This window comes from Corynebacterium tuberculostearicum (assembly GCF_046097465.1).
Lineage (GTDB): Bacteria > Actinomycetota > Actinomycetes > Mycobacteriales > Mycobacteriaceae > Corynebacterium > Corynebacterium tuberculostearicum_I.
On the sequence record NZ_CP175799.1, the window covers coordinates 713,936 to 734,336 of the forward strand.

Consider the following 20,401-nt stretch of genomic DNA (forward strand, 5'->3'; position numbering starts at 1 on the left):
CAACCCAAGGAGCCACCATGAACCAGCACAGTTTCCGCCACATCGTAGTGATGGGAGTATCCGGCTCGGGGAAGACAACGGTGGGGGAGGCGCTGTCGCCTTTGGTAGGTCTGGAGTACCGCGATGGCGATGATATGCACCCGCAGGCCAATATCGACAAGATGGCTGCTGGAACACCGCTCAATGATGCCGACCGGGAGCCGTGGTTGAAGCAGATTGGTCAGTGGCTGGCGGATAGGCCAGAAGGCGCGATGGTGGGGTGCAGCGCGCTGAAGCGCAAGTACCGGGATCTGATTCGCGAGTATTGCCCGGCAGTAGTGTTTGTCCACGTGCACGGCGACTTCGATGTGCTGCATGAGCGGATGCAGCACCGGCCGGGGCACTTTATGCCGGCGTCGCTCTTGCAGTCGCAGTTCGATACCTTGGAGCCGCTGGAAGAAGACGAAACTGGCCGCGTCTTTGATGTGACGCGGCCAGTCGAAGAGATTGCCCAGGACGCTGCTTCCTGGATAAAAGCTGGGGCTTAAAAGAGCGCTGCTACTGCGTAGAGCACCAAGACCAGGGCAAAGCCGATGACGGAGATCAGCATTTGGTTGACCGTCCAGGTCTTCAGCGTGGTGACCGTATCCATGCCCATTAGGCGGCCGACGAGCCAGAAGCCAGAGTCGTTGACGTGAGAACCGAAGACGGAACCGGCGGCGGTGGCCACGACGATAAGGGCGAGCTGCAGCTCATTGAATCCGCCGGCCTCCACGGCGGGAACCATGAGAGCGGCAGCCGTGGTGAGCGCCACGGTGGCCGAACCTTGGGCTAGGCGCAGCGCCACGGCGATGAGGTAGCAGGCAAGAATGACGGGGATGCCGAGGCCGGAAAGGGAATCGGCCAGGGCGTCGCCAATACCGGAGGTACGCAGAACGCCACCGAACATGCCGCCGGCACCGGTGATGAGAACGACGGAACAGATAGGGCCAAGCGAGGAATCAATGAGCTTTTCCAGCGCGGTCTTGTCCACGCCGCGGCGAAGGCCAAGTACCACGAGCGCGACGAGCACCGTAATAAGAAGCGCGATAGGCGTCTGGCCTAGCATGACAAAGAACCGTACCCACGCGGCGTCGGCATCGATGGTGCCATAGGATGCCAAGGCGTTGAGGCCGGTGTTGAAGAAGATGAGCACCATCGGGATGAGCAGGAGGGAAATCACCGTTGGGGCAGAGGCCGGCTTAAGCGGCTGTTCTTCCTCAGAAAGCACCGGGCCGGCGATGGCATCAGTGACCTTCAGCGGGAATTTCTTGCCGGAAAGCAGGCCAAAACGGTAGCCGGAGATATACCAGGTAGGCAGCGCAAGTAGCAGGCCAACGAGGAGGACGAGGCCGAGGTCAGCGCCGTAGAACTCGCTCGCCGCCACAGGGCCTGGGTGCGGCGGCAGGTAAACGTGCATAACAGAAAACGCACCGGCGGCCGGCAGGCCAAAGGCAAGGACGGGGCCGTCCAAACGGCGAGCGACGGCGAAGATAACCGGCAGCATCACAATCAGGCCGGCGTCGAAGAAGATGGGAAAGCCCATGATCAGTGATGCCAGGCCGAGCGCAAGGGGTGCTTTGGATTCGCCGAAGTGGCGGACCATAGCGTCGGCAAGCGATTTGGCGCCACCGGAGGCTTCCACAAGCCGGCCGATCATGGCACCCAGGCCCACCAGCAACGCCACCGAGCCCAGGGTAGAGCTAAAGCTTTCGGTCATGGTGGGCACAATGCCCTCGAGCGGAATGCCCGCGGCCAGTGCCGTAAGCGCCGAGACCACCAGCAGGGTGAGAAAAGCGTGGAGCTTGAAATAGATGACCAGCACCAAAATCACGGCGATGGCGGCCACCGCAATGCCTAGCAGCGGGCCGGTCGACAGGGTGGGTTCCCACGTATCCATAAAGCGGGCTCCTTTTCTAATGCAAACCTTTGAATAACGGAAACGTTAGCAGTAGCCCCGCTTGCCGACGTCCCCCTTCCTCCAAATGCGACCCAGCCGACACCCCCAAAGGGGCGGGGTATATAAAAATCCCCTAGGCGCCGGTACAGGAACCTAGGGGAGGGTGCAGGCAGTTTAGTCGAACTGGCCTTGGACGACAGCCGCCGCATCCAGCGGGGTCACATGGTAGGAGATGGGGTTCTGGTTGGCGCCGGCCATAAGCGCGCCGGCGCAGGAGTGGCCCGCGCCCATCATGTGGCCCAGCTCGTGGGCGATGGTGCCCTGGACTGCCTCTGGGTACTGGGCATTAGGAATCTTGATGAAGACCATCTTGTGATCCGGGTAGGCGGCACCCTGCACGTAGCCGTTTGGGTCTGGCTTGTAGATGATGGCGACGGTGTCATCGTCAGCCTCGGAAGGCTTTACTTCCTTCAGGGAAGCCTTGCCGTCGAGGGCCTCGTTCCACTCGGCTACCGCGGCATCCAGTTGCTTGCGGTACGGGAAGCCGTCGACCACCTTGTACTCCAATACGCCGTCTTTGAAGTACGGCTTTACGGAGTCTTCATCGTGGAGGATGGAAGGATCCGGGACCGGCTTGCCATCGTTAGCCAGTTTGGTGATGGTCTTGCAGGTGCCCGGGGAGATGAGGGAGCGAACCGGATCGCTCTTGGCGCTAGCGGCCGGTGCGGCGACGGTGCCAAGGATGGCGGAAGCGGCCAGAGTGGCGGCAGAAAGCTTCTTGAAAGAAGGCATAGGCAGTGAGTTACCTTTCGGTTGATTTTAAGGTTCGCGGAGTGTGATAATCCCGGCAATATCCGTGGTAAACGGCGTTGTGCGGGTTTTGTATGCGTGCGAGCATATATCAGTTTCTTATTGTCTGCAAAGGGAAAAATAAGAAACTGAGGAACTTACTGCCTTTTGACTGCCTTCTAGTTCAATCGCTCCCCAGTGGTGGTGCTAAACAAATGCACGCGGTCCGGGTCGGGGGAAACGTAGAAAGTATCGCCCACCGCATAGCGGCCGCGGGCATCAACCAGAATGCCGGTCTGGCCACCCATCCGGGTCGAGGACTTGAGCACGCCGTCGGCGGAGCTGTTGCCGGCGGCGTCGTTAAGCTCGCCATAGACATAGGTCTGGTTGCCCAGCTCCTCGACGTGCGCGACGGTGAACTTCGCCCCGCCATTGCCGGTATCGCTTAGCTGCCAGTCTTCCGGGCGGATGCCCACCGTGACGGTCTCCACACCCTCAAAGTTGTAGTTGGCCAGATTGATGCGGGTAGAACCGATGGTGAGTTCAGAGGAGTTATGGGTGAGGTCGTAGATATTCATCGCCGGGGAGCCAATGAAACCGGCGACGAAGACATTCTGCGGGCGGTCATAAATGGTGCGGGTGGTATCCACCTGTTGCAAGACGCCGGCATTGAGAACAGCGACGCGGTCACCCATGGTCATCGCCTCGGTTTGGTCGTGGGTGACATATACGGTGGTGGTACCAAGGCGGCGCTGCAGGTTAGAGATCTGCGCGCGGGTGGAAACGCGCAACTTAGCATCCAGGTTGGACAGCGGCTCGTCCATGCAGAATACGGCCGGTTCTCGGACGATGGCGCGGCCCATGGCCACGCGCTGGCGCTGGCCGCCGGAGAGGTTGGCCGGCTTGCGGTCCAACAGGTCTTCCATCTGCAGGATCTTCGCCGCCTCGTGCACGCGTGATTGAATCTCGTCCTTGGGGACCTTGCGGTTTTCTAGCGCGAAGGACATATTCTGCGCCACGGACATATTGGGGTAGAGGGCATAGTTCTGAAAGACCATGGCCACGTCGCGGTCCGATGGGCTAACCCCGGTGACATCCTTGCCACCGATGCGGATGGAGCCGCGGTCGGTGGGCTCGAGGCCTGCCAGCATACGCAGGCTGGTGGACTTGCCGCAGCCGGATGGGCCGACGAGGACCAAGAATTCGCCATCGGCAATATCCAGGTTGAGGCGGTCAACGGCGGGGCGTTCCGCGTCCTTAGAGTAAATGCGGCTTGCGCCATCGAAGGTGACAGTAGCCATGGTTACCTTTCAGAAACTAGTGGGGAAGGGGAGGGGCTGCGAGAGCCTACTTATTGATGACGGTCTTGACCTGGTTGTCATAGATGGACTGCAGGGTCTTCTGCAGATCGGTCAGCACCTTGGTCACGTCATCGCGGTTGGTGACGATCTTTTCAAAGGCACCGCCGATTTCCTGGTCCGCGCCGGGCAGGAAGACGCGGGCATTATCCTGCGGGCGGGTCTCCGGCAGCTGCTTGATAGCGGTTTCGAAGTTCGGGTTGTCCTTCATGAACTTCTTCTGGTCCTCGTTGTCCACCGCGGTGGAGCGCACCGGCATGTAGCCCACGTTCTGGGACCAGTAGCAGGTGTTTTCCTCATTGGTGATGAAGTCAATGAGCTTGATAGCAGCCAGCTGGCGGTTCTTGCTAATGCCAGCTGGAATGGCCAGGCCGGCACCACCGGTAGGGCAGGCGCCGTCGCCAGTCGGGTTAGGCAGGAAGGCGGTGCCGAGCTCGAACTTGGCGGTATCGGTAAGACCTGCCAGGTCACCGGTGGACAAGACGGTGGCGGCGGCGCGGCCGGTGCCGAACTCCATGGCCATGTCGTTGCCCACGTAGGAGTAGCCCTTCTTCTCATCGGTGATGTCCTTGAGCCACTCGACGGCCTTGATGGTCTTGTCATCGGTGAACTTCAGATCCCAGTCATCGGAGTAAGCGCCGCCCTTGGACCACAGCGGGCCCTGGAAGATCCAGCCCAGGTAATCCACGGCATCGCCCCAGCCAAAGGGCTTCATCTTGGAATCGGCCTCAGCCAGCTTCTTGGACCACTCATCCATCTCATCCCAGGACTTGGGACCGCGGTCCGGCAGGCCGGCCTTCTTCCAGGCGTCCTTGTTGTAGTAAAACAGTGGCGTGGAGCGGGCGAAGGGGAGGGCAAAGTGGCCGCCGTCGTAGTTGTAGTCCTCGTAGAGCGGCTGCACGTAGGTAGACAGGTCGATGCCCGCTTCCTTAGCAAGGTCATCCACGTTGGCGATCTGGCCGTTGATAGCGAAGTTGTACCACCAGACGTCAGAAAGCACCACGATGTCCGGCAGGTCCTGGCCGGTGAGAGCGGCGTTGAACTTCTGTGCCGCTTCTTCGTAGTTCTTGCCGGCGTCAACGAGGTTGACCTTGATGTCCGGGTTCTCCTTTTCAAAGCGGGAGATGATCTCCTTTTCAATGTCCTTGGAGGTGCCCGGGTGGTTGGACCACCAGGTCAGTTCGGTGACTTCACCGTCGCCGCCCTTGTCGTTGCCGCCCTGAGGGTTGGTGGACGAGGTGCCGGCACAAGCGGCGAGAGCGGTGGCAGAAGCGGCCGTGGAGGCCAGGGCGAGGAATTTGCGGCGTAGCATGTAGTTCTCCTTAAAAAGCGTGGTTAAGGGGTGGAAAATAAAGCAAGCGGAAACGGCGAGCGTGGGTGGGGAAGAAGCCTTCTAACCCTTCACGGCGCCAGTGGTCAGGCCCTGAATCATGTACTTTTGCAAGGCCAGGAAGATGATGACCATTGGGATGATGGTGAGAATGGTGGCGGCCATTACCGGACCCCAGTTGGTCACGCCATCGTTGTTTTGCAGCATGGTCAGACCCACCTGCAGCGGGGCGACGTCTTCCGTATCTGCCATGAGGAAGGGCCACAGGTAGGTATTCCATTCATTCACCATGGTGATGACGGAAAATGCGGTTAGCGTGGGCCATGAGACCGGTAGTAACACCTTGGTGAGCAGGCGGATGGGGCCGGCGCCGTCCATGCGGGCGGCTTCCACCAGCTCATAGGGCAGGGACAAAAAGTGATTGCGCATCAGGAAGGTGCCGAAGGCCACGCCGGCCAGCGGCACGATTATGCCCACGAAGGTATTGCGCCAACCCAGGGAATTGACCAGGGCATAGTTAGAAATAACGGTGATTTCGCTCGGCACCATGAGCGAGGAAATGACCAGCAGGAATACCAGGTGGCGGCCCGGGAAGCGCAGGATGGCCAGCGCATAGGCGGAGATGACGCCCAGCACAATCTTGATGATGGACAGTACTGCGGTAATGAGCACCGAGTTGCGCAGGTAGGTCCAGAACGGCACGCGGGTGGTGGCATCGGAGTAGTTTTCGGTCTCCCACACGGGCGGCAACCAATTGACCGGGTCGGTATAAATATCGCCCTTGGCCTTAAACGAGGTCATCAGGATCCAAAACAGCGGCAGGCCAATGAGCAGCAGGACCGCTAGGATGCCCAGGTAGCCGCCGATGAGCTTTGCGCGGCGGGCGGTGGGAGATTCATCCGTAACCATGTGAAGGGTAGAAGTAGCCATGTTGGGTTAACCTCGCTTATCCATGATGCGGACCTGGATCAGGGTGATGATGAGCAGGATGAGGAACAAGATGGTGGCGGCAGTCGCACCGTAGCCGGCGCGGAAGTTGACGAAAGTCTCGTTGTAGATCTGGAAGACCAGCGTCTGCGTGCCATTGCCCTGCGGGCCGCCACGGGTCATGACGTTGATGATGTCGAAGACCTGCACGGAGTTAAGCAGCACCGTAATGGACAGGAAGAAGGTGGTATTGCGCAGCTGCGGCATGGTCACGCGCCAGAACTTGCGCCAGCGTCCGGTGCCGTCGATAGCGGCAGCTTCATCTAATTCCTTATCCAGGCCCTGTAGCGCTGCCAAATAGATGACAAAGGTATAGCCCAGGTTCTTCCACACAAAGGTAAAGGTCACCATGAACATGGCCCAGCCCGGTACTGCGTAGAAGTTGGGGGAGTCCACGCCGAACCAGCCCAGTATTTCCTGGATGAGGCCAAAGTTGGGGTCGAAGACGAATTGGAAGGCAATACCGATGGCTGCGCCCGAGATGGCATAGGGGGCAAAGACCACCGAGCGCGCAAAGTTGCGGCCCTTAATGTTTTGGTTCAGCAGCAAGGCCAGCGCTAGGCCGATGACCATGGAGCCAATCACTGCGAAGAAGGTAAAGACCAGGGTGTTGAGCACGATGGTCTTCGTGTCATCGCGGCTAAACCACTCCACATAGTTATCCAGGCCCACGAAGGTGGAGGTGGGGCTAGAGATATTCCAATTGAAAAAGGAGAGGCGGATATTATCCAGCAGCGGCCGGTAGGTAAAGATGGCCAGCAAGATAAGGTTCGGCGCTAAGAGCGCCGCGGCCAGTAACCATTCCTTGTGGCGGTTGCGCTGGGCCTTGCGGACAAGCGCCGCGGAATCACCGGGGCTTTCCGCGCGTGCGGGAGATGCGGTTGTAGTGCCGGCGCCACCGGCACTGAGAGAGTCTTCCTGAAAAGTCACTCGGTCAATCTAGGGCGGGCAGGTGACGCCCAGCTACACAGAAAACAAACATCTGATGAATAAAACAAGGACAATGAGTTAAAGGTAGACGCGTCATCAAAGATTCTATAAAGCCGCAGCGTAACCCCCTATGGCGCTGGTCGCTCCGCTGCCCAACTATGTCTGCCGTTACAAAGATGCCCCGCTTGCCGACGCCCACCTTCCTCCCGCCCCACTACACTGGCCCCATAGTCCACCACGTGCCGACCAAGAGGAAGCAATGTCTGTCCGTACCGTTTGCAGCAACTATGACTCCGTCAGGGATTGGCAGGAGCCGCTCTATAAGGATCTGCACCAGCACCCGGAGCTATCCATGCAGGAAGAGCGCACGCTGGGCATCATCAAGGACAAACTTGCCGATCTCGGCTTCCATCACATTGAAGTAGGCGGCGGCGTGGTCGGTGTTCTAGAAAACGGTGCCGGGCCAACCGTCATGCTCCGCGCGGATTTCGATGGCCTACCGGTTAAGGAAGACACCGGCCTGGATTACGCCTCCACCGATACCGCCGTTGATCAAGAAGGAAACGCGGTCCCCGTCATGCACGCCTGCGGCCACGATTCCCATGTCGCCAGCCTGCTGGGCATGGGTGCGCTCATGGCGCAGGCTACCGACCAGTGGTCCGGCACACTACAGCTGATTTTCCAACCGGGCGAGGAGATTGCCGCCGGCGCCCAGGCCATGGTGGATGACGGGCTTGTGGATAAGGTCGCCACGCCCGACGTAGTACTTGGCCAACACGTCTTTGCCAGCAACTTTCCCGCCGGCACCGTGGCGCTGGCCTCCGGTCCTTTCATGTCCACCGCGGTCAGCATGGACGTTAAGGTTTATGGTCAAGGCTCGCACGGCTCCATGCCGCACCTCAGTGTTGACCCCGTGGTACTGGCCAGCTCCATTGTCATGCGTTTACAGACGGTCATCTCCCGCGAACTGAACCCCTCCGAATTCGGCGTGCTGACCGTGGGTGCCATCAACGCCGGCTCGAAGGCCAATATCATCCCCTTTGAGGCCAACCTAAAGATCAACGTGCGTGCCTATAGTGAGCAGGTGCGCGATAAAATCACCGGCGCCATCGAGCGCATCGTCACTGCCGAGTGCCAGGCCGCCGGCAGTCCGCACCCCGCCGAGTTCACCTACCACGATTCCTATCCGCTTACCAGCAACGATAAAGACACCACTGAGCGCCTTCAGGAAGCCTTTACTGCCTACTTCGGCCCCGACCGAGTCCTTGACGCTGAGCCCCTCACCGCCTCCGAGGATTTTTCTACCATTGCCCGCGCCTTCGGCGTTCCCTACTGCTTCTGGGTATTTTCCGGCCGGGAAGAAGAAAAGGACGTCCCCAACCACAGCCCGCACTTCGCCCCGCTGCTCCAGCCCACTCTACGAACCGGCACCGAAGCCCTTACCGCTGCTGCGCTGAGTTACCTGGGCAAGAACTAGCCCGGCCCCTTCTTCTGGCCGCACACCTGCAATGAAGGGTGCGGCCATTGCTGGTGGCATGCGGGTTGTATGAAGCAATAGGGGAGTAGTCCGCAGCATCTATTGCGAGAGCGTGTAAGCCATGCATCGCTTTCCGACGCCCACTTCTTCGGCCTAAACGACAGAATGTGTTGTTTTGCGGCGTGTCAGGCTAAACGACATTTTGTGTTGGTGGGGGTTTAGCGTATGTGGCCTTTGCGTATTCCCATAGAGTGGTTGTAGGCAGTGTCGATGGCACTGTCGTAGGTTGCTGGTCGGCCGTCTTCGTGGCCGCTGGTGGCTTGTTTTTCCTGGTTGGCTAGGGTTTGTGCTTTGGCGAGTGCGTCCTGGCCCCAGTTTTGCTGCCTGGCGATCTCTACAGGGTCGCCAGGTAGCTGCGTGTGGAGGTATAGCCACCAGTCGCAGGCGATGCGCTGTTGTTCATCGCGCAGTCCGCGGTGGGTGTGCATAAGTTGCTTAATTTGTGAGTTCACCCCGCCTTCTAGCTTGTTGGTCGTGCGTTCAAACCGTTGGCCTTCTTCGGCTTCGGTGAGGTAGGCAAAGAGGTGTCCTTGTTGGCTCATTTTCTTTAGCTGTAGGTAGATTCCGCGGTGGGTGTAGTGGGTGTACCACCACTTTTTGTTCCGGCGCTTGGACTTTGGAATCTGGTCGAAAGGGACGTCTTTGACGTAGGTTTTGGCTTTGAGCTGGGTGCTAAATACGGTGCCGAACTGCTGTAGTTTCACTATCCATTCGGCTGCGTCATCCAGGTTGTCAACGGCGAGTAATTCAAAGGAAAGCCGTTGTAATGCTTTACCCATCGGCGAAGTGGGGTGAAGGCCGGTGGCGCGTTGGATATTGCGCTTGACGTGGACAATGCAGCGTTGAACCGGGGTATCTGGCCACAGGTGGTGTAGTGCTTTAAGGCCTCCGGAATCCCCATCGCAGGTCACCAATTGTGGTGGGGCTAGTGGGTCGAGCAGGCGCGTGTAGGACCAGGAGGATTCTTTTGTGCACCAGAACCAATTGATGACATGGCTGGAGTCGGCAGCTACAACAAGGCACTTGGTGTTGAAGTAGGTGCCGTCGATGAAGATTTGGTCGTAGATTCGCTGCTTATCAACGCTTTGGGGAGGTTGGATAAGCCAGAACGGTTTAAAGCGTCGTTGCAAAGTTCGCGTTGAAACACCGTAGGTTTTAGCTGTTTCTTCCAGGCTGTTGCTGGAGGTGAGCCAGAAGATGAAAAGGCGGAACCATTTGGCGTGCACGGCATCGTTATTCACGCGGGTGAAGGTGGCCTTGCAGGTGCGGCATCGCCATCGTTGGCGCCCAGCACTCGTTGTTCCGTGTTTCGTGCATTCCCCGCCGCAGACGGGGCATCGAGGATGATTTTTACTCATCCCCTCATCGTGAACCTAGGTGCCTAGCACACCGGCATGTCTTTGGCGGTATTTCATGGTCGAAGCTGGAATATCCCTTTGGATAAGTGAAATAGTCCTAATATCAGCACGCCAGACCGGCTAGCCGTACAACCTCGCCAACACATCGTGTCGTTTAGGCCACTTCTTCCCCCACGCCCCAACCTGCAGACCCCTAAAACAGCTCCAACGCCCGGGCCTCGCTTGGGGCCACAGGGCGCTGGAACTGGTTCTCTCTATCTCTCTTGCGTTCTCTCAAACGCGTGCTTTTAGTATGAGCCACTTACCTGCAACAACAATAAATTCACGCTGTGAGTATCCTGCCATCTTGATAACGGAACGGTAACGGCTCCCATGTGGCGCAGCGCTCCAGATGGCCATCCCCAATTCTAAGGGAGTCTCAGTTTTGTTGTGCTCTGGGTCGGGTTGGTTGGGGTAGGGGTTAGGTGCGATGTTAAGAACGTGCCAGCAACCTTAAATAGTGCTGTATTTACTCTCGGGAATGGTTTAAAAGTTAACGCTGCAGGGGCTTAAGGTTGCCATATATTCACCCCTTTGCCGGGGTTCTAAGAGTAATTTTCTTTCTATATGTGCAGTTCAAAGGCTTATAGTTCACGCTAAGTTAAAGAAACCTTAGAATTCGGTTGGCAAGCTGTGGATATGGTGCTAATCTACACAGGAAAGATTAAACGCCCCGCCAGAAACATTAAGACTGCTCCCTAAAACAGGCTTAAAGCAGGCGGGCTATTCCCCCTAAGTGGCCACCCAGCCACCAACCCCTAAGGAAACTGTGATTACTCTCCCCCTGAAAAAGAGTCGGTGCCGTGCAGGACCTTCCAGCCGCGCAACACCGTCCAAGTCCTTGCACTAACCGCGAGGCTTCCTAAAAACCAAAACACACTCTGTCTCCAGGGAAAATTCCCTATCTTAAGATTCTGAAAGAGAGAACTCATGTCCAAGGCTATCGCTGGCAAGAAGGCTGCTGCTTTCTCCGCCGCTTTCGCAATTGCTCTGTCCGCTGGCGTTGTAGGCGCTGACGCAAACGTTGCTCACGCAGCGACCGAGACCCCTGCTGCCGCGACGACCACTGCTGCCGAGGGTGGAAACGTCAACCCGGCAGATGCTCCGTCCGATAACCTGTCCCTGACCATTCACAAGCACAAGGGCACCGAGTCCGCTCAGCAGGGCAATGGTACTGCTCAGAACCTCGATGAGAAGGTTAACCCATCCGTTAAGGGCGTTGGCTACAAGATCGAGATGGTTCAGTCCCTGAACACCCCTCAGGACTGGAAGACCGCTGCAGGCAAGAAGGTAACCGACGAGCCTAACGGCGAGTACACCAAGGACGCCGAGACCAACGAAAACGGTGAAATTAAGCTGGAGGGCTTGAAGCCAGGTCTGTACAAGGTAACCGAGACCTACGTTCCGGAGAACTCTGGTCTGGTTATTGCACAGCCGTTCCTGGTCTATGTTCCGATGACCAATCCGGAGAAGACCGGCTGGATCACCAACGTCAACGCTTACCCGAAGAACACCGAGGTTAAGGTTGAAAAGAAGGTAAAGGACCAGTTCGCCAACAACCAGGAGAACTACACCTACACCATTACCTCCGATATTCCGGTAACCAAGAAGGGTGAGACCCTCACCAAGTACATCGTGACCGATGAACTGGATTCCCAGCTTAATGGTGCAGCTTCCAAGGTCACCAAGGTAGCTCTTGGCGCAAAGGAAGAAGGCGCTAAGGAACTGAAGGCTGGTACCGACTACAACGTCGAGCCAGTAGAAGGCAACGCCCAGATTAAGAAGGTTGTCTTCACGGAGGCAGGCCGCAAGCAGCTGACCTCCACCTCCGACAAGGTTTTCACCACCATCGAGACTAAGACCGTGGACAACGCTACTGTTTACCACGTTCCTAACGACGCAAAGCTGACCGTCAGCCACTTCCCAGACGACGAGCACGACACCACCGTTGATTCCAACAAGGTTCACACCTACTGGGGCGACCTGAAGATCGTCAAGCAGGACGGCAACGATAAGAAGAAGCTGGAAGGCGCAGAGTTCCAGCTCGTCCAGTGCCAAGCCGACGGCAAGGCTTGGAAGCAGACTAAGGACACCACTGCAGAGACCGTAAAGGGTAAGACCTCCTGGACCACCAACGCAGAGGGTACCGTTACCATCGAGGGTATCCACGTTACCGACTTCGCTGATAACGAGGCCAAGCCTAACAACTACTGCCTGAAGGAGACCAAGGCTCCTAAGGGCTACGTCAAGAACGACCAGCTCATCCACTTCGACCTGAAGAAGGAAGGCAAGGTCGACGACAAGGGCGTACCTTCCGCGAAGATTGAGAATACCGCAACTATCGATAACTACACCGATAAGAACCACCTGCCTAACACCGGTGGCGCTGGCTTCATCGCCATCGTCCTGGCTGGTCTGGCAATCATCGGTGGCGGCTTCTTCGCAGCACGCCGCAACTCCGCTAAGGCCTAAGCACTCAGTGCTAGCCTGCTAAACCATTGGGCTCGGAAAATTCTTCCGGGCCTTTTGGCTTGCGCCGCCCAGCGGGGAGGCGGCAAAAATCCCCGCCCCTTTTTATTGCCCTGAATAAGACGGGGCGTTGTACAATTTCATACTGATTACTGTGTACCGGGCAGTCCCTAGAACCCGGTTGAGCTTTATCTCTTTTCCATTCCCTATATCCAACTAAATACATAGATCTAGAGGACCACCATGACCGAACAGCTTGCCAAGCACCGCAAGACGGAAAAACAATCACTGTTCAAGCGCGTATTTTTGCCCCTGCTGCTTGTCATCGTTGGTCTTCTTGTCATGCTGTATCCGGTCTATGCCACGCAGTGGAATAACGTGCAGCAGCAAAAAGTAGCGGAGCGCTACGAAGAAGACCTCAAAGAGATGACGCCGGAGGAAAAGAACGAGGCGCTGGAAGAGGCACGTCGCTACAACGACGAGCACGGTGATGCACCGATTCTGGACCCGTGGCTGGCGCGCGTGAGCGAAGACAACGTGGCCTATCAGGAATACTTGAAGCAGCTAAGTGGTAGCTCCGCGATGAGCCAGGTGGTTATCCCGTCTATCGATTCGAAGCTTCCGGTCTACCACGGCACGGACGATAAGACCCTGCAAAAGGGCTTGGGCCACCTCTTTGGTTCCGCGCTTCCGGTCGGCGGCGAAGGCCATCACTCCGTGATTACGGGTCACACGGGCTTGTCCAACGCAACGCTGTGGGACAACCTGGTGGACGTGGAAAAGGGCGATGCTGTCTACGTCTCTACCTTCGGCGAGAAGATGAAGTATGAGGTCCACGATATTGAGGTGGTCCTGCCGGAAGAAACCGATTCGCTGCAGCCGCGCGAGGGCGAGGACCTGCTAACCCTTATTACCTGTACGCCGTACGGCATCAATACCCACCGCCTGATGGTGCATGCCCACCGCGTGCCGATGGACCCTGATGAAGATCACGTCTTTGAAGACAAGGCCAGCTTCATGCAGTGGTGGATGTGGCTGCTTATCGCCTTGGCCATTGCCATTATCGCCGGCATGATCTGGTGGGTGCGCAGCATGAAGCGCAAGCAGAATGCTGGCGAAGAGGCTAAGGGGGCGTCGGAAAGCGAAGGCGCTGCTGACGCCGGCACCGCCCACCCCGTAAGCGAGGACGAAGACTAAGCCCGCGCACTTAAATCCCCAGTCGTTTCCATGCGGAAGCGGGTGGGGATTTTTCCGACGTTATAGTGGACTACATGAACGCGCATTTTGACGCCGAGGCCCACCGACAAATGGGCGTAGAAGCCGATGTTGTCCTGCGCCTGGGCATGCTGCTCATGGGGGCGGGTACCTCGGGGTACCGCGTGCTGCGCGCGATGAAGCGCAGCGCCCGTGCCTTGGGTTTTAATAAACTCGACGCCACGGTGGGGCTTACGCAGATTACCTGTACCTTCCACCGTGGACCGCTGTTTCGCACCGTGATTTCCCGGCAGCATTCGCCGGCGGTGGACGCCTCGCGCATTGAGGCTATTGAGGATTTGACTCATAATCGCCTCTACGCGGGCATTACTGCCGAGGAACTTAGCGCGATGCTCGACCAAATCGAGCACGACGTGCGCAAGCGGTGGGGCCGCATCATCTTGTCGCTCGCGGCCGCGGTGGCCTGTGGTGCGTTCGCGTTCCTGAACTCTTTCCCGCTCGAGGCCCTCGGCCTGGTGGCGGTGGCGGCCTTCGCCGGTCAGTTCATGCGGCATGTGGCCTTAAGCAATCACGTGCACCAGATCGGCGGCATCGTGGCTGGGGGAGTAACCGCCAGCCTGGTGTTCTTTGCCATCACGGAGTTCTTGGGCCTTATCGGTGCGGCCGATCCCAGCAACTTTTCCTCCGGTTATGTGGCCGCCGTGCTCTTTTTGATTCCTGGTTTCCCGCTGTTCTCCGCGCTCATTGATATGGCGCGCTTTGATTTCGACGCCGGCTTAGTCCGACTGGCCTATGCCTTCTGTGTCATCTTCGCAGCTACTTTTACCGTCGCTATGGTTAGCTGGCTTACCGACCTTAATCCTGAGCCGCCCGTTCCCGCCACCAACCTGCGCTGGTACTGCTTCGCCTTTGTTGCCAGCTTCTGCGGCATTGCAGGCTTTGCTTTCTTGTTTAACTCTTCGCGCCGTATGGTCCTAGTCGCCGCGGCCGTGGGCACCGTGGCCAACGGCGTACGCCTCGGTCTCCTGGAGCTTGGCACCACCCCGTATTTCGCGGCCTTTGTGGGCGGAACCATCATCGGTTTGCTGGGCGCGGTGGCTTCTAAGGCGGCGCGCCTGCCGCGCATCACCACGACGGTGCCGGCCGCGGTCATCATGATTCCGGGTGTCACCATGTTCCGTGCGGTCTATTACCTCAACGCCGGCGAAATGGATCATGCGGTGGCGAACGTTGCCACCGGCATGATGGTTGTTGCCTCCATCGGCGCGGGGTTGGTGCTATCCCGCCTGCTAACGGACCCGGACTGGGCACTTGGCCGACTCATTGACTTCAGCCATCAGCCGCCGCCGAAGCCTTAAGCGCTTGCCGACGCCCCCTTTTGCCCACCCGTTCCTGTGTTCTTTAAGGAGCCCCGTTAACTTTAAGTTTCTTTAAGAAATCTTGTAGGGGTGGCCCTAAATGGGCAGTGGGCTGGGGGTATAGGGTTCCTGCCCGGGTTTCTCTCCAATTTTTATCTTAAGTGTGGCTGTAAAAAAGGCCTTTAACCTTATAAAAAGCTGCCTAAAGAATTGCACCCTGAGGAAATCTTGGGTATTATTTTAAGCATTCGCAAAGGTTACTGGTAAAGAGCTAAGAAACGCCCCTAAAGATCCCTTAGACCAGCGATTCTTGGCAAATTCCCTGTCGTAGACAGCTGACCTGTGCGGGCACGCTATCTCTTGACAAAGAAGAAATATATGAAAAAGCACTATTCCCTTCCTACCTCGGTGCTCGCGGTTGCTTTGTGTGCTGGCCTTGCCACTCCACTTGCCACCGCGGATGAGCGCGTTATTTCCGGCAACGACCGGGACGTTAATGCCTCCACCGTGGATTCTTCGCGTTCTATTGACGTGACGTTCCGTAAGATTCCGCTTAATCCTTATGATGACCGCGACCCTAATGCTTTACCTGATGGTGGGGTAGAGGGGCTTACTTTCACGCTTTCTAAGGTCAAAGGCATTGACGTTAAGACTGAGGATGGTCGCGACGCTGCCAAGAAGATGACCGTGAAGAAGGCGCGTGAGGCCGGACTGGACAAGGTTGCCTTCGAGAATACTGACTCCGAGGGCAAAGCCTTGTTCACCGGTCTGCACCCGGGCCTGTACCTGGTGGAGGAGTCTGCCCCGGATTCTGAGCATGACTATCGCCTTTCGGAACCGAGGCTGATTATTCTTCCGCTGGGCAATCCGACTGGTACGGAGTTTGAGTATGATTCGGTGGCTGTTATGAAGGGTCGTCCTTCTACTCCGCCGACTCCTCCTACTGTTCCTCCGACTGAGCCGGATACCCCGGGCGAGACGACTACTCCGAAGCGTCCACCGCGGGAGAATACTCCTCCGGGTGAGCGCACCACCCATCCTGACCGTCCTGGTAGCACTGCCGAGCGTGACGTAGAGGTTTTGGGCCAAGAGCCGCCAGAGGGTGGTTCCGGTACCGGTTCCCGTAGTCACAACTCGGGTGTCTTGGCCTCTACCGGTGCTAGCGTTCTCGGCCTTATTGGCTTCGGCGCAGTGCTGATTATCGCTGGCCTTTGGCTTTCTCGTCGTAAGAAGGGTGAAAGCTAGTGAATAAGAATTCCCTTCCCTCTCTATCCCCAATTGGAGCTACAGTGTCTCATCTTAAGAATTTTGCCATGAGCGCCTCTCGCGGCTCTATGGCTGTATTTATCTTTGGTGTCGTAGCTGCCTTGGTTGGCGCTATGATGCTCCTTGCTCCTGCTGGTTATGCACAGGAGGAAACCGAAGCTGAAGTAACCGAGGCTGATGTAGCTGAGACTTCGCTGGATCAGGAAGAGCCCGCACAGGCTAGCGAAGCCGAAGAGCAGCCGGTTCTTTACCAGGATCCGATTAGTGTTGAGCGTGACGGCGATATTGACACTGTGACGATTGATGACCGGGAGTTCGGTGCATGGCACGACAGCTTCTCTGGGGAAGAGAAGGTCTCCGATGACGCGCTGTACGGCATTAGCCGCAAGTCCGATGCTGGCATCGATGAAATCGTCGAGGTAGAAGCTGACGGCGATGTTGTTGATGAAGATGCTTATGGCTTCGTCCATGATGACGATGCTGATCTGGACAAGATCGTTATTGATTACTACGGCTTGAAGACCACTCCGCCGGAGACGTTGACTTTGAAGGTTAAGTCTTCCGAGGAGGGTGAGTACTCGATCTTGGATGCGGATGATATTCCGGCTAAGGCTGATGTTCAGGATGCTGGTTTCTTGCCGGATCCTTCTGCTGAGGAGCAGGAGAAGATTGATAAGGCCAACAAAGAAAACCGCGCAATCGATACCACCCCGGATGCTGGTGGAACGCGACGGATTGAGCTGAATTATGTCAGTGTTCAAGACTCCGTAACCAACAATCCAATTTTGCAGACGGAGATCGGTGGCGAAACTGTAGAAAAAACGTTGTTCCTTAACAAGATCATTATCCGCGACAACCGCGAGAATTTGACCCGTGGTCTTGACGAAGGCCCTATCGTTCTGCGGAAGTGGAACAAAAATGACAAGCGATTTACCGAGCTGTGTCGGATGGATGGTGCTTTCAAGAACCAGGCGGTTAAGGTTCTAGAGAAAACCAACGGTAAAGCAAGCGTCATTGAGATCGATGCTTCAAAGTGTAATCAGGACAATGCCAATACTGGAAAAAAGTTCGTAGACTTTTATACTGGCTACGGAGACATCGTTGATGTCAAGCTTGGAGCGACACCGAATAGCACTGCAAACGACTTTGACGTTTATTTCTGGGCAAACCCGACCAAGGGCAAGTCTGCGGGGGAGGTTTCTTATCCAAGCAATGACGTAGAGGCAGAGACCTGGACTAAGGACTACGCGGATGGCAAACTTAGTACTTCGGTATCGCCAGTAGACGGTTCGCGCAGCGATTTTGACATCGAAATGGAGCGTACCTTCGATGACGGAGCCATTCTCGATGATGAAGTTACCGCTCAGATCGGTCATGTGAATGGTGCGTACCTTGATAATGATGTAAGCACGCCTAAGCTCAAGGTCCTTGATGCTAGTGGAAACGTCATTAAAGAGCTGGAGGGAAAGGCCCAAGAGGACTACCCGGTAACCACGGACGTAGAAAACAGTGACTGGTGGGGCGGTCTTACGTTTACTGGCCTAAAAGGCACTGAGGTGCCAAAGGGCGGAAAAATCGTTGTTGACATGGGATTCCGCAAGAAGGCGACCGCTCCAGTCACGGATGAGATGAACCCAAAGCCGCTGGGCCCGGGAGCTCTTGCTGCAAATTACTCCTCGCCGAATAACACCTTTGAGCTCATCTCTGAGGACATTACCGCTAGCTCCACGACCGTCAGCCGTAAGAGCCCGTTTGAGGACAAAATTACCGTCGGTTCTCGTGCCCAGTTTGAGGGCGCCGAGGTGACAGTAAATGCTCCTAATAGCATTGTGGGAATCGAAGGCTACACCTTCGATATCACGTCGAATTCCGAGGGAACTACCGGCCTTCAGTCTGGATACTCGCTGGGCAAGCAGTTGGTTGCGCGTAGCTCCGACGCTGTGACCTACAAGGTCTTCCCGATGAAGGATGGCAAGAAGGTCGATAGTGCATTGATCGAGGAAGGTACTGAAATTGTAGTTAAGTCTGCGTTCAGTGCAGTTCCGGAAAAGTCTGAGACGACTGTGAAGCTAAAGGGCAAGGACATTGCCAAGACTGAATCCGGTGGTTGGAGTTACGGCGAAGGAACAACTGAGCTGTTCCCAATGCGAGGTATCACTGTTGCTAACGGCGATATCTTCCGAAACTCTGCCGGTCCATTCCAAATTGAGGATCAAGATGGAGTCGTCATGTTTGGCGGCCTGTGCGTTGAACCGCATTTGGGCTACCCTGGTAACAACCCGAGCAAGGATCCTAAGGATTGGTATCAATTCCCAGTGGACCGAAGCCCGGTCGATGGCACCCGTTCGATCACTGAGGATCGCCAGCGTGCAATTAGCTACATCGTAAACTCTTTGGCGTACAAGGAGAATGATTCGGGCAAGGCTAAGACGACAATTCGCGCGAATGCAAAAGCAATCGCACAGGAAGCTGGTCTGGACAAGCTTAATAGTGACCAAGCATTCGAAGCCGCTTACGTTGCTGCACTAAAGCTTGCTGGTTACACCGACGAGATTTTGGAAAGCAGCTATGCGAAGAATCCGCATCCGCTCAATATCAAGGCGCGCAACCTTCGCTACGAGATCTATGGTCGCGGCGACCGTATCGTGGACTACTTGTTGAATGAAAAGGATCTCAGCAATGAGGCCATCAACTACCAAATGCTGAAATACAAGCACAAGGTGGATGACGGTTACGGTAACATTACTGCAGTCCAGACCATCCTTATCCCTGGTCGTGGAGATGAAGGAAATTCCGCGATGAGCACTACTGCAACCTTGGAGAAGGGTAATTTCGGTGAGCAGCGCGTAAACAGGGCGAACCTGAGCAACGCAGATATGGCGTACGACCGTATCGACTACCGCGGACTTGGAAACCAGGATTACCAACTGAAGACTGAGCTTCATCGAGTAGGCGCAGATGGCTCTTCCGATGAAGGTGTGGTTTGGGAATCCACCAAGAACGTTTCTGCAAAGGGCTCGGGCTCCTGGGACATTGAGGTTGACCTTAAGACTCTAAGAGACGAAAAGAAGTTGGAGCCAGGTCGCTATGTATTCTTCGAAACGGTTGTACGCGATGGCAATGTTGAGGTTGTAAGTCACCGTGACATCGCTGATAAGGGGCAGAGTTTCTGGATTGAGGACAAGCCCGAGCAGCCTACTCCTGAAAAGGGCCGACTCACCATTACCAAGGTCTCGGCGGATGGCGACAATCCGGATGATTACAAGCCGGTCAAGGGAGCCAAGTTCGAAGTTCGTCGCGATGGTGAGGAGACAATCGAGATGACCTCGGATGACCTTCAGACCTTCACAGCTGAAGGACTCGATCTCGATACTGAATACACCTTGGTGGAGGTACAAGCTCCTGCACGTGGAGATGGCGAGAATTACCAGCTTCTGCCTGAACCGTTGAAGTTCCGCCTGGATTCCGATCCTGAAAAGGGTCTGCAGTTCTGGTCCAAGGAAAAGAACACTTACGTGAGCGAGCAGAACTTCCCAGTCATGGAAGTTGCGAACAAGGTAGACGGAAAGGCAATCGTCGGCACCGCTACCATCGCCAACGTCTGGATTGGTGACCTGCCTAAGACTGGTGGTAACGGTATTGCTCCGTGGCTGCTTCTGGGTGGCGTGATTATGGCAGCGGGTGCGCTGTTGGGTAATCGCCGTCGCGCATAGTAGAAGCACTGGTCCTGCTGTGGCCTGCAGCATTGGCAGCGTGAGCTGCTAGGGCAGTAGAAACGCCTGTGGCCCCCGGTTCCTTTCGGAGCTGGGGGCCACAGGCATCTCTCATGTCGTTTCCATGTATCGGC

Annotated in this window: 14 protein-coding genes; 7 read left to right on the forward strand and 7 right to left on the reverse strand. The window is 56.6% G+C overall.

Annotated elements, in window-relative coordinates:
- Nucleotides 1–17 precede the first annotated feature (17 nt).
- Nucleotides 18–527 (forward strand): gluconokinase, encoded by a 510-nt coding sequence (locus ACKFRX_RS03490; RefSeq protein ID WP_408928123.1) that lies wholly within the window; start codon nucleotides 18–20, stop codon nucleotides 525–527.
- Here ACKFRX_RS03490 and ACKFRX_RS03495 read toward each other — a convergent pair.
- The 6 genes from ACKFRX_RS03495 to ACKFRX_RS03520 all read right to left on the reverse strand — a co-directional run bounded on the left by ACKFRX_RS03495 (nucleotide 524) and on the right by ACKFRX_RS03520 (nucleotide 7,312).
- Nucleotides 524–1,918 carry a GntP family permease gene (locus tag ACKFRX_RS03495; RefSeq protein WP_408928124.1) on the reverse strand — a complete coding sequence of 465 codons (1,395 nt, stop codon included), beginning with the start codon at nucleotides 1,916–1,918 and terminating at the stop codon, nucleotides 524–526. The two genes, ACKFRX_RS03490 and ACKFRX_RS03495, sit on opposite strands and share 4 nt — an antisense overlap.
- 174 nt (nucleotides 1,919–2,092) lie before the next feature.
- A complete protein-coding gene (locus ACKFRX_RS03500) occupies nucleotides 2,093–2,710 on the reverse strand; it encodes a hypothetical protein (protein WP_408928125.1) in 618 nt (205 codons plus the stop codon).
- A gap of 176 nt (nucleotides 2,711–2,886) precedes the next feature.
- A complete protein-coding gene (locus ACKFRX_RS03505) occupies nucleotides 2,887–4,008 on the reverse strand; it encodes a sn-glycerol-3-phosphate ABC transporter ATP-binding protein UgpC (RefSeq protein WP_284844691.1) in 1,122 nt (373 codons plus the stop codon).
- Between the two features lie 46 nt (nucleotides 4,009–4,054).
- The gene (locus ACKFRX_RS03510) at nucleotides 4,055–5,377 is read right to left on the reverse strand and encodes an ABC transporter substrate-binding protein (protein ID WP_408928126.1); all 1,323 of its coding nucleotides are present in this window, start codon (nucleotides 5,375–5,377) and stop codon (nucleotides 4,055–4,057) included.
- Nucleotides 5,378–5,458: 81 nt separating this feature from the next.
- Complete coding sequence (locus ACKFRX_RS03515; RefSeq protein WP_239235176.1) at nucleotides 5,459–6,304, reverse strand: carbohydrate ABC transporter permease; 846 nt, start codon at nucleotides 6,302–6,304, stop codon at nucleotides 5,459–5,461.
- Nucleotides 6,305–6,331: 27 nt separating this feature from the next.
- A complete protein-coding gene (locus ACKFRX_RS03520; protein WP_408928127.1) occupies nucleotides 6,332–7,312 on the reverse strand; it encodes a carbohydrate ABC transporter permease in 981 nt (326 codons plus the stop codon).
- Nucleotides 7,313–7,571: 259 nt separating this feature from the next.
- Here ACKFRX_RS03520 and ACKFRX_RS03525 point away from each other — a divergent pair, with 259 nt between their 5' ends.
- Nucleotides 7,572–8,789 (forward strand): amidohydrolase, encoded by a 1,218-nt coding sequence (locus ACKFRX_RS03525; protein WP_408928128.1) that lies wholly within the window; start codon nucleotides 7,572–7,574, stop codon nucleotides 8,787–8,789.
- A gap of 218 nt (nucleotides 8,790–9,007) precedes the next feature.
- Here the strand turns inward: ACKFRX_RS03525 and ACKFRX_RS03530 are convergent, their stop codons facing one another.
- The gene (locus ACKFRX_RS03530; RefSeq protein WP_408928129.1) at nucleotides 9,008–10,207 is read right to left on the reverse strand and encodes an IS1249 family transposase; all 1,200 of its coding nucleotides are present in this window, start codon (nucleotides 10,205–10,207) and stop codon (nucleotides 9,008–9,010) included.
- A 969-nt stretch (nucleotides 10,208–11,176) separates the two neighbouring features.
- Between ACKFRX_RS03530 and ACKFRX_RS03535 the strand changes: the two genes are divergently transcribed.
- The 5 genes from ACKFRX_RS03535 to ACKFRX_RS03555 all read left to right on the forward strand — a co-directional run bounded on the left by ACKFRX_RS03535 (nucleotide 11,177) and on the right by ACKFRX_RS03555 (nucleotide 20,267).
- Nucleotides 11,177–12,718 carry a SpaH/EbpB family LPXTG-anchored major pilin gene (locus ACKFRX_RS03535; RefSeq protein ID WP_250412667.1) on the forward strand — a complete coding sequence of 514 codons (1,542 nt, stop codon included), beginning with the start codon at nucleotides 11,177–11,179 and terminating at the stop codon, nucleotides 12,716–12,718.
- A gap of 240 nt (nucleotides 12,719–12,958) precedes the next feature.
- The gene (locus ACKFRX_RS03540) at nucleotides 12,959–13,912 is read left to right on the forward strand and encodes a class C sortase (RefSeq protein ID WP_250412666.1); all 954 of its coding nucleotides are present in this window, start codon (nucleotides 12,959–12,961) and stop codon (nucleotides 13,910–13,912) included.
- A gap of 74 nt (nucleotides 13,913–13,986) precedes the next feature.
- Nucleotides 13,987–15,288: a threonine/serine exporter ThrE family protein gene (locus ACKFRX_RS03545; protein WP_250412665.1), complete on the forward strand. Its 1,302-nt coding sequence runs from the start codon at nucleotides 13,987–13,989 to the stop codon at nucleotides 15,286–15,288.
- 378 nt (nucleotides 15,289–15,666) lie between these two features.
- Nucleotides 15,667–16,533: an LPXTG cell wall anchor domain-containing protein gene (locus ACKFRX_RS03550; protein WP_408928130.1), complete on the forward strand. Its 867-nt coding sequence runs from the start codon at nucleotides 15,667–15,669 to the stop codon at nucleotides 16,531–16,533.
- 68 nt (nucleotides 16,534–16,601) lie between these two features.
- The gene (locus tag ACKFRX_RS03555; protein WP_408928131.1) at nucleotides 16,602–20,267 is read left to right on the forward strand and encodes a SpaA isopeptide-forming pilin-related protein; all 3,666 of its coding nucleotides are present in this window, start codon (nucleotides 16,602–16,604) and stop codon (nucleotides 20,265–20,267) included.
- Nucleotides 20,268–20,401 lie beyond the last annotated feature (134 nt).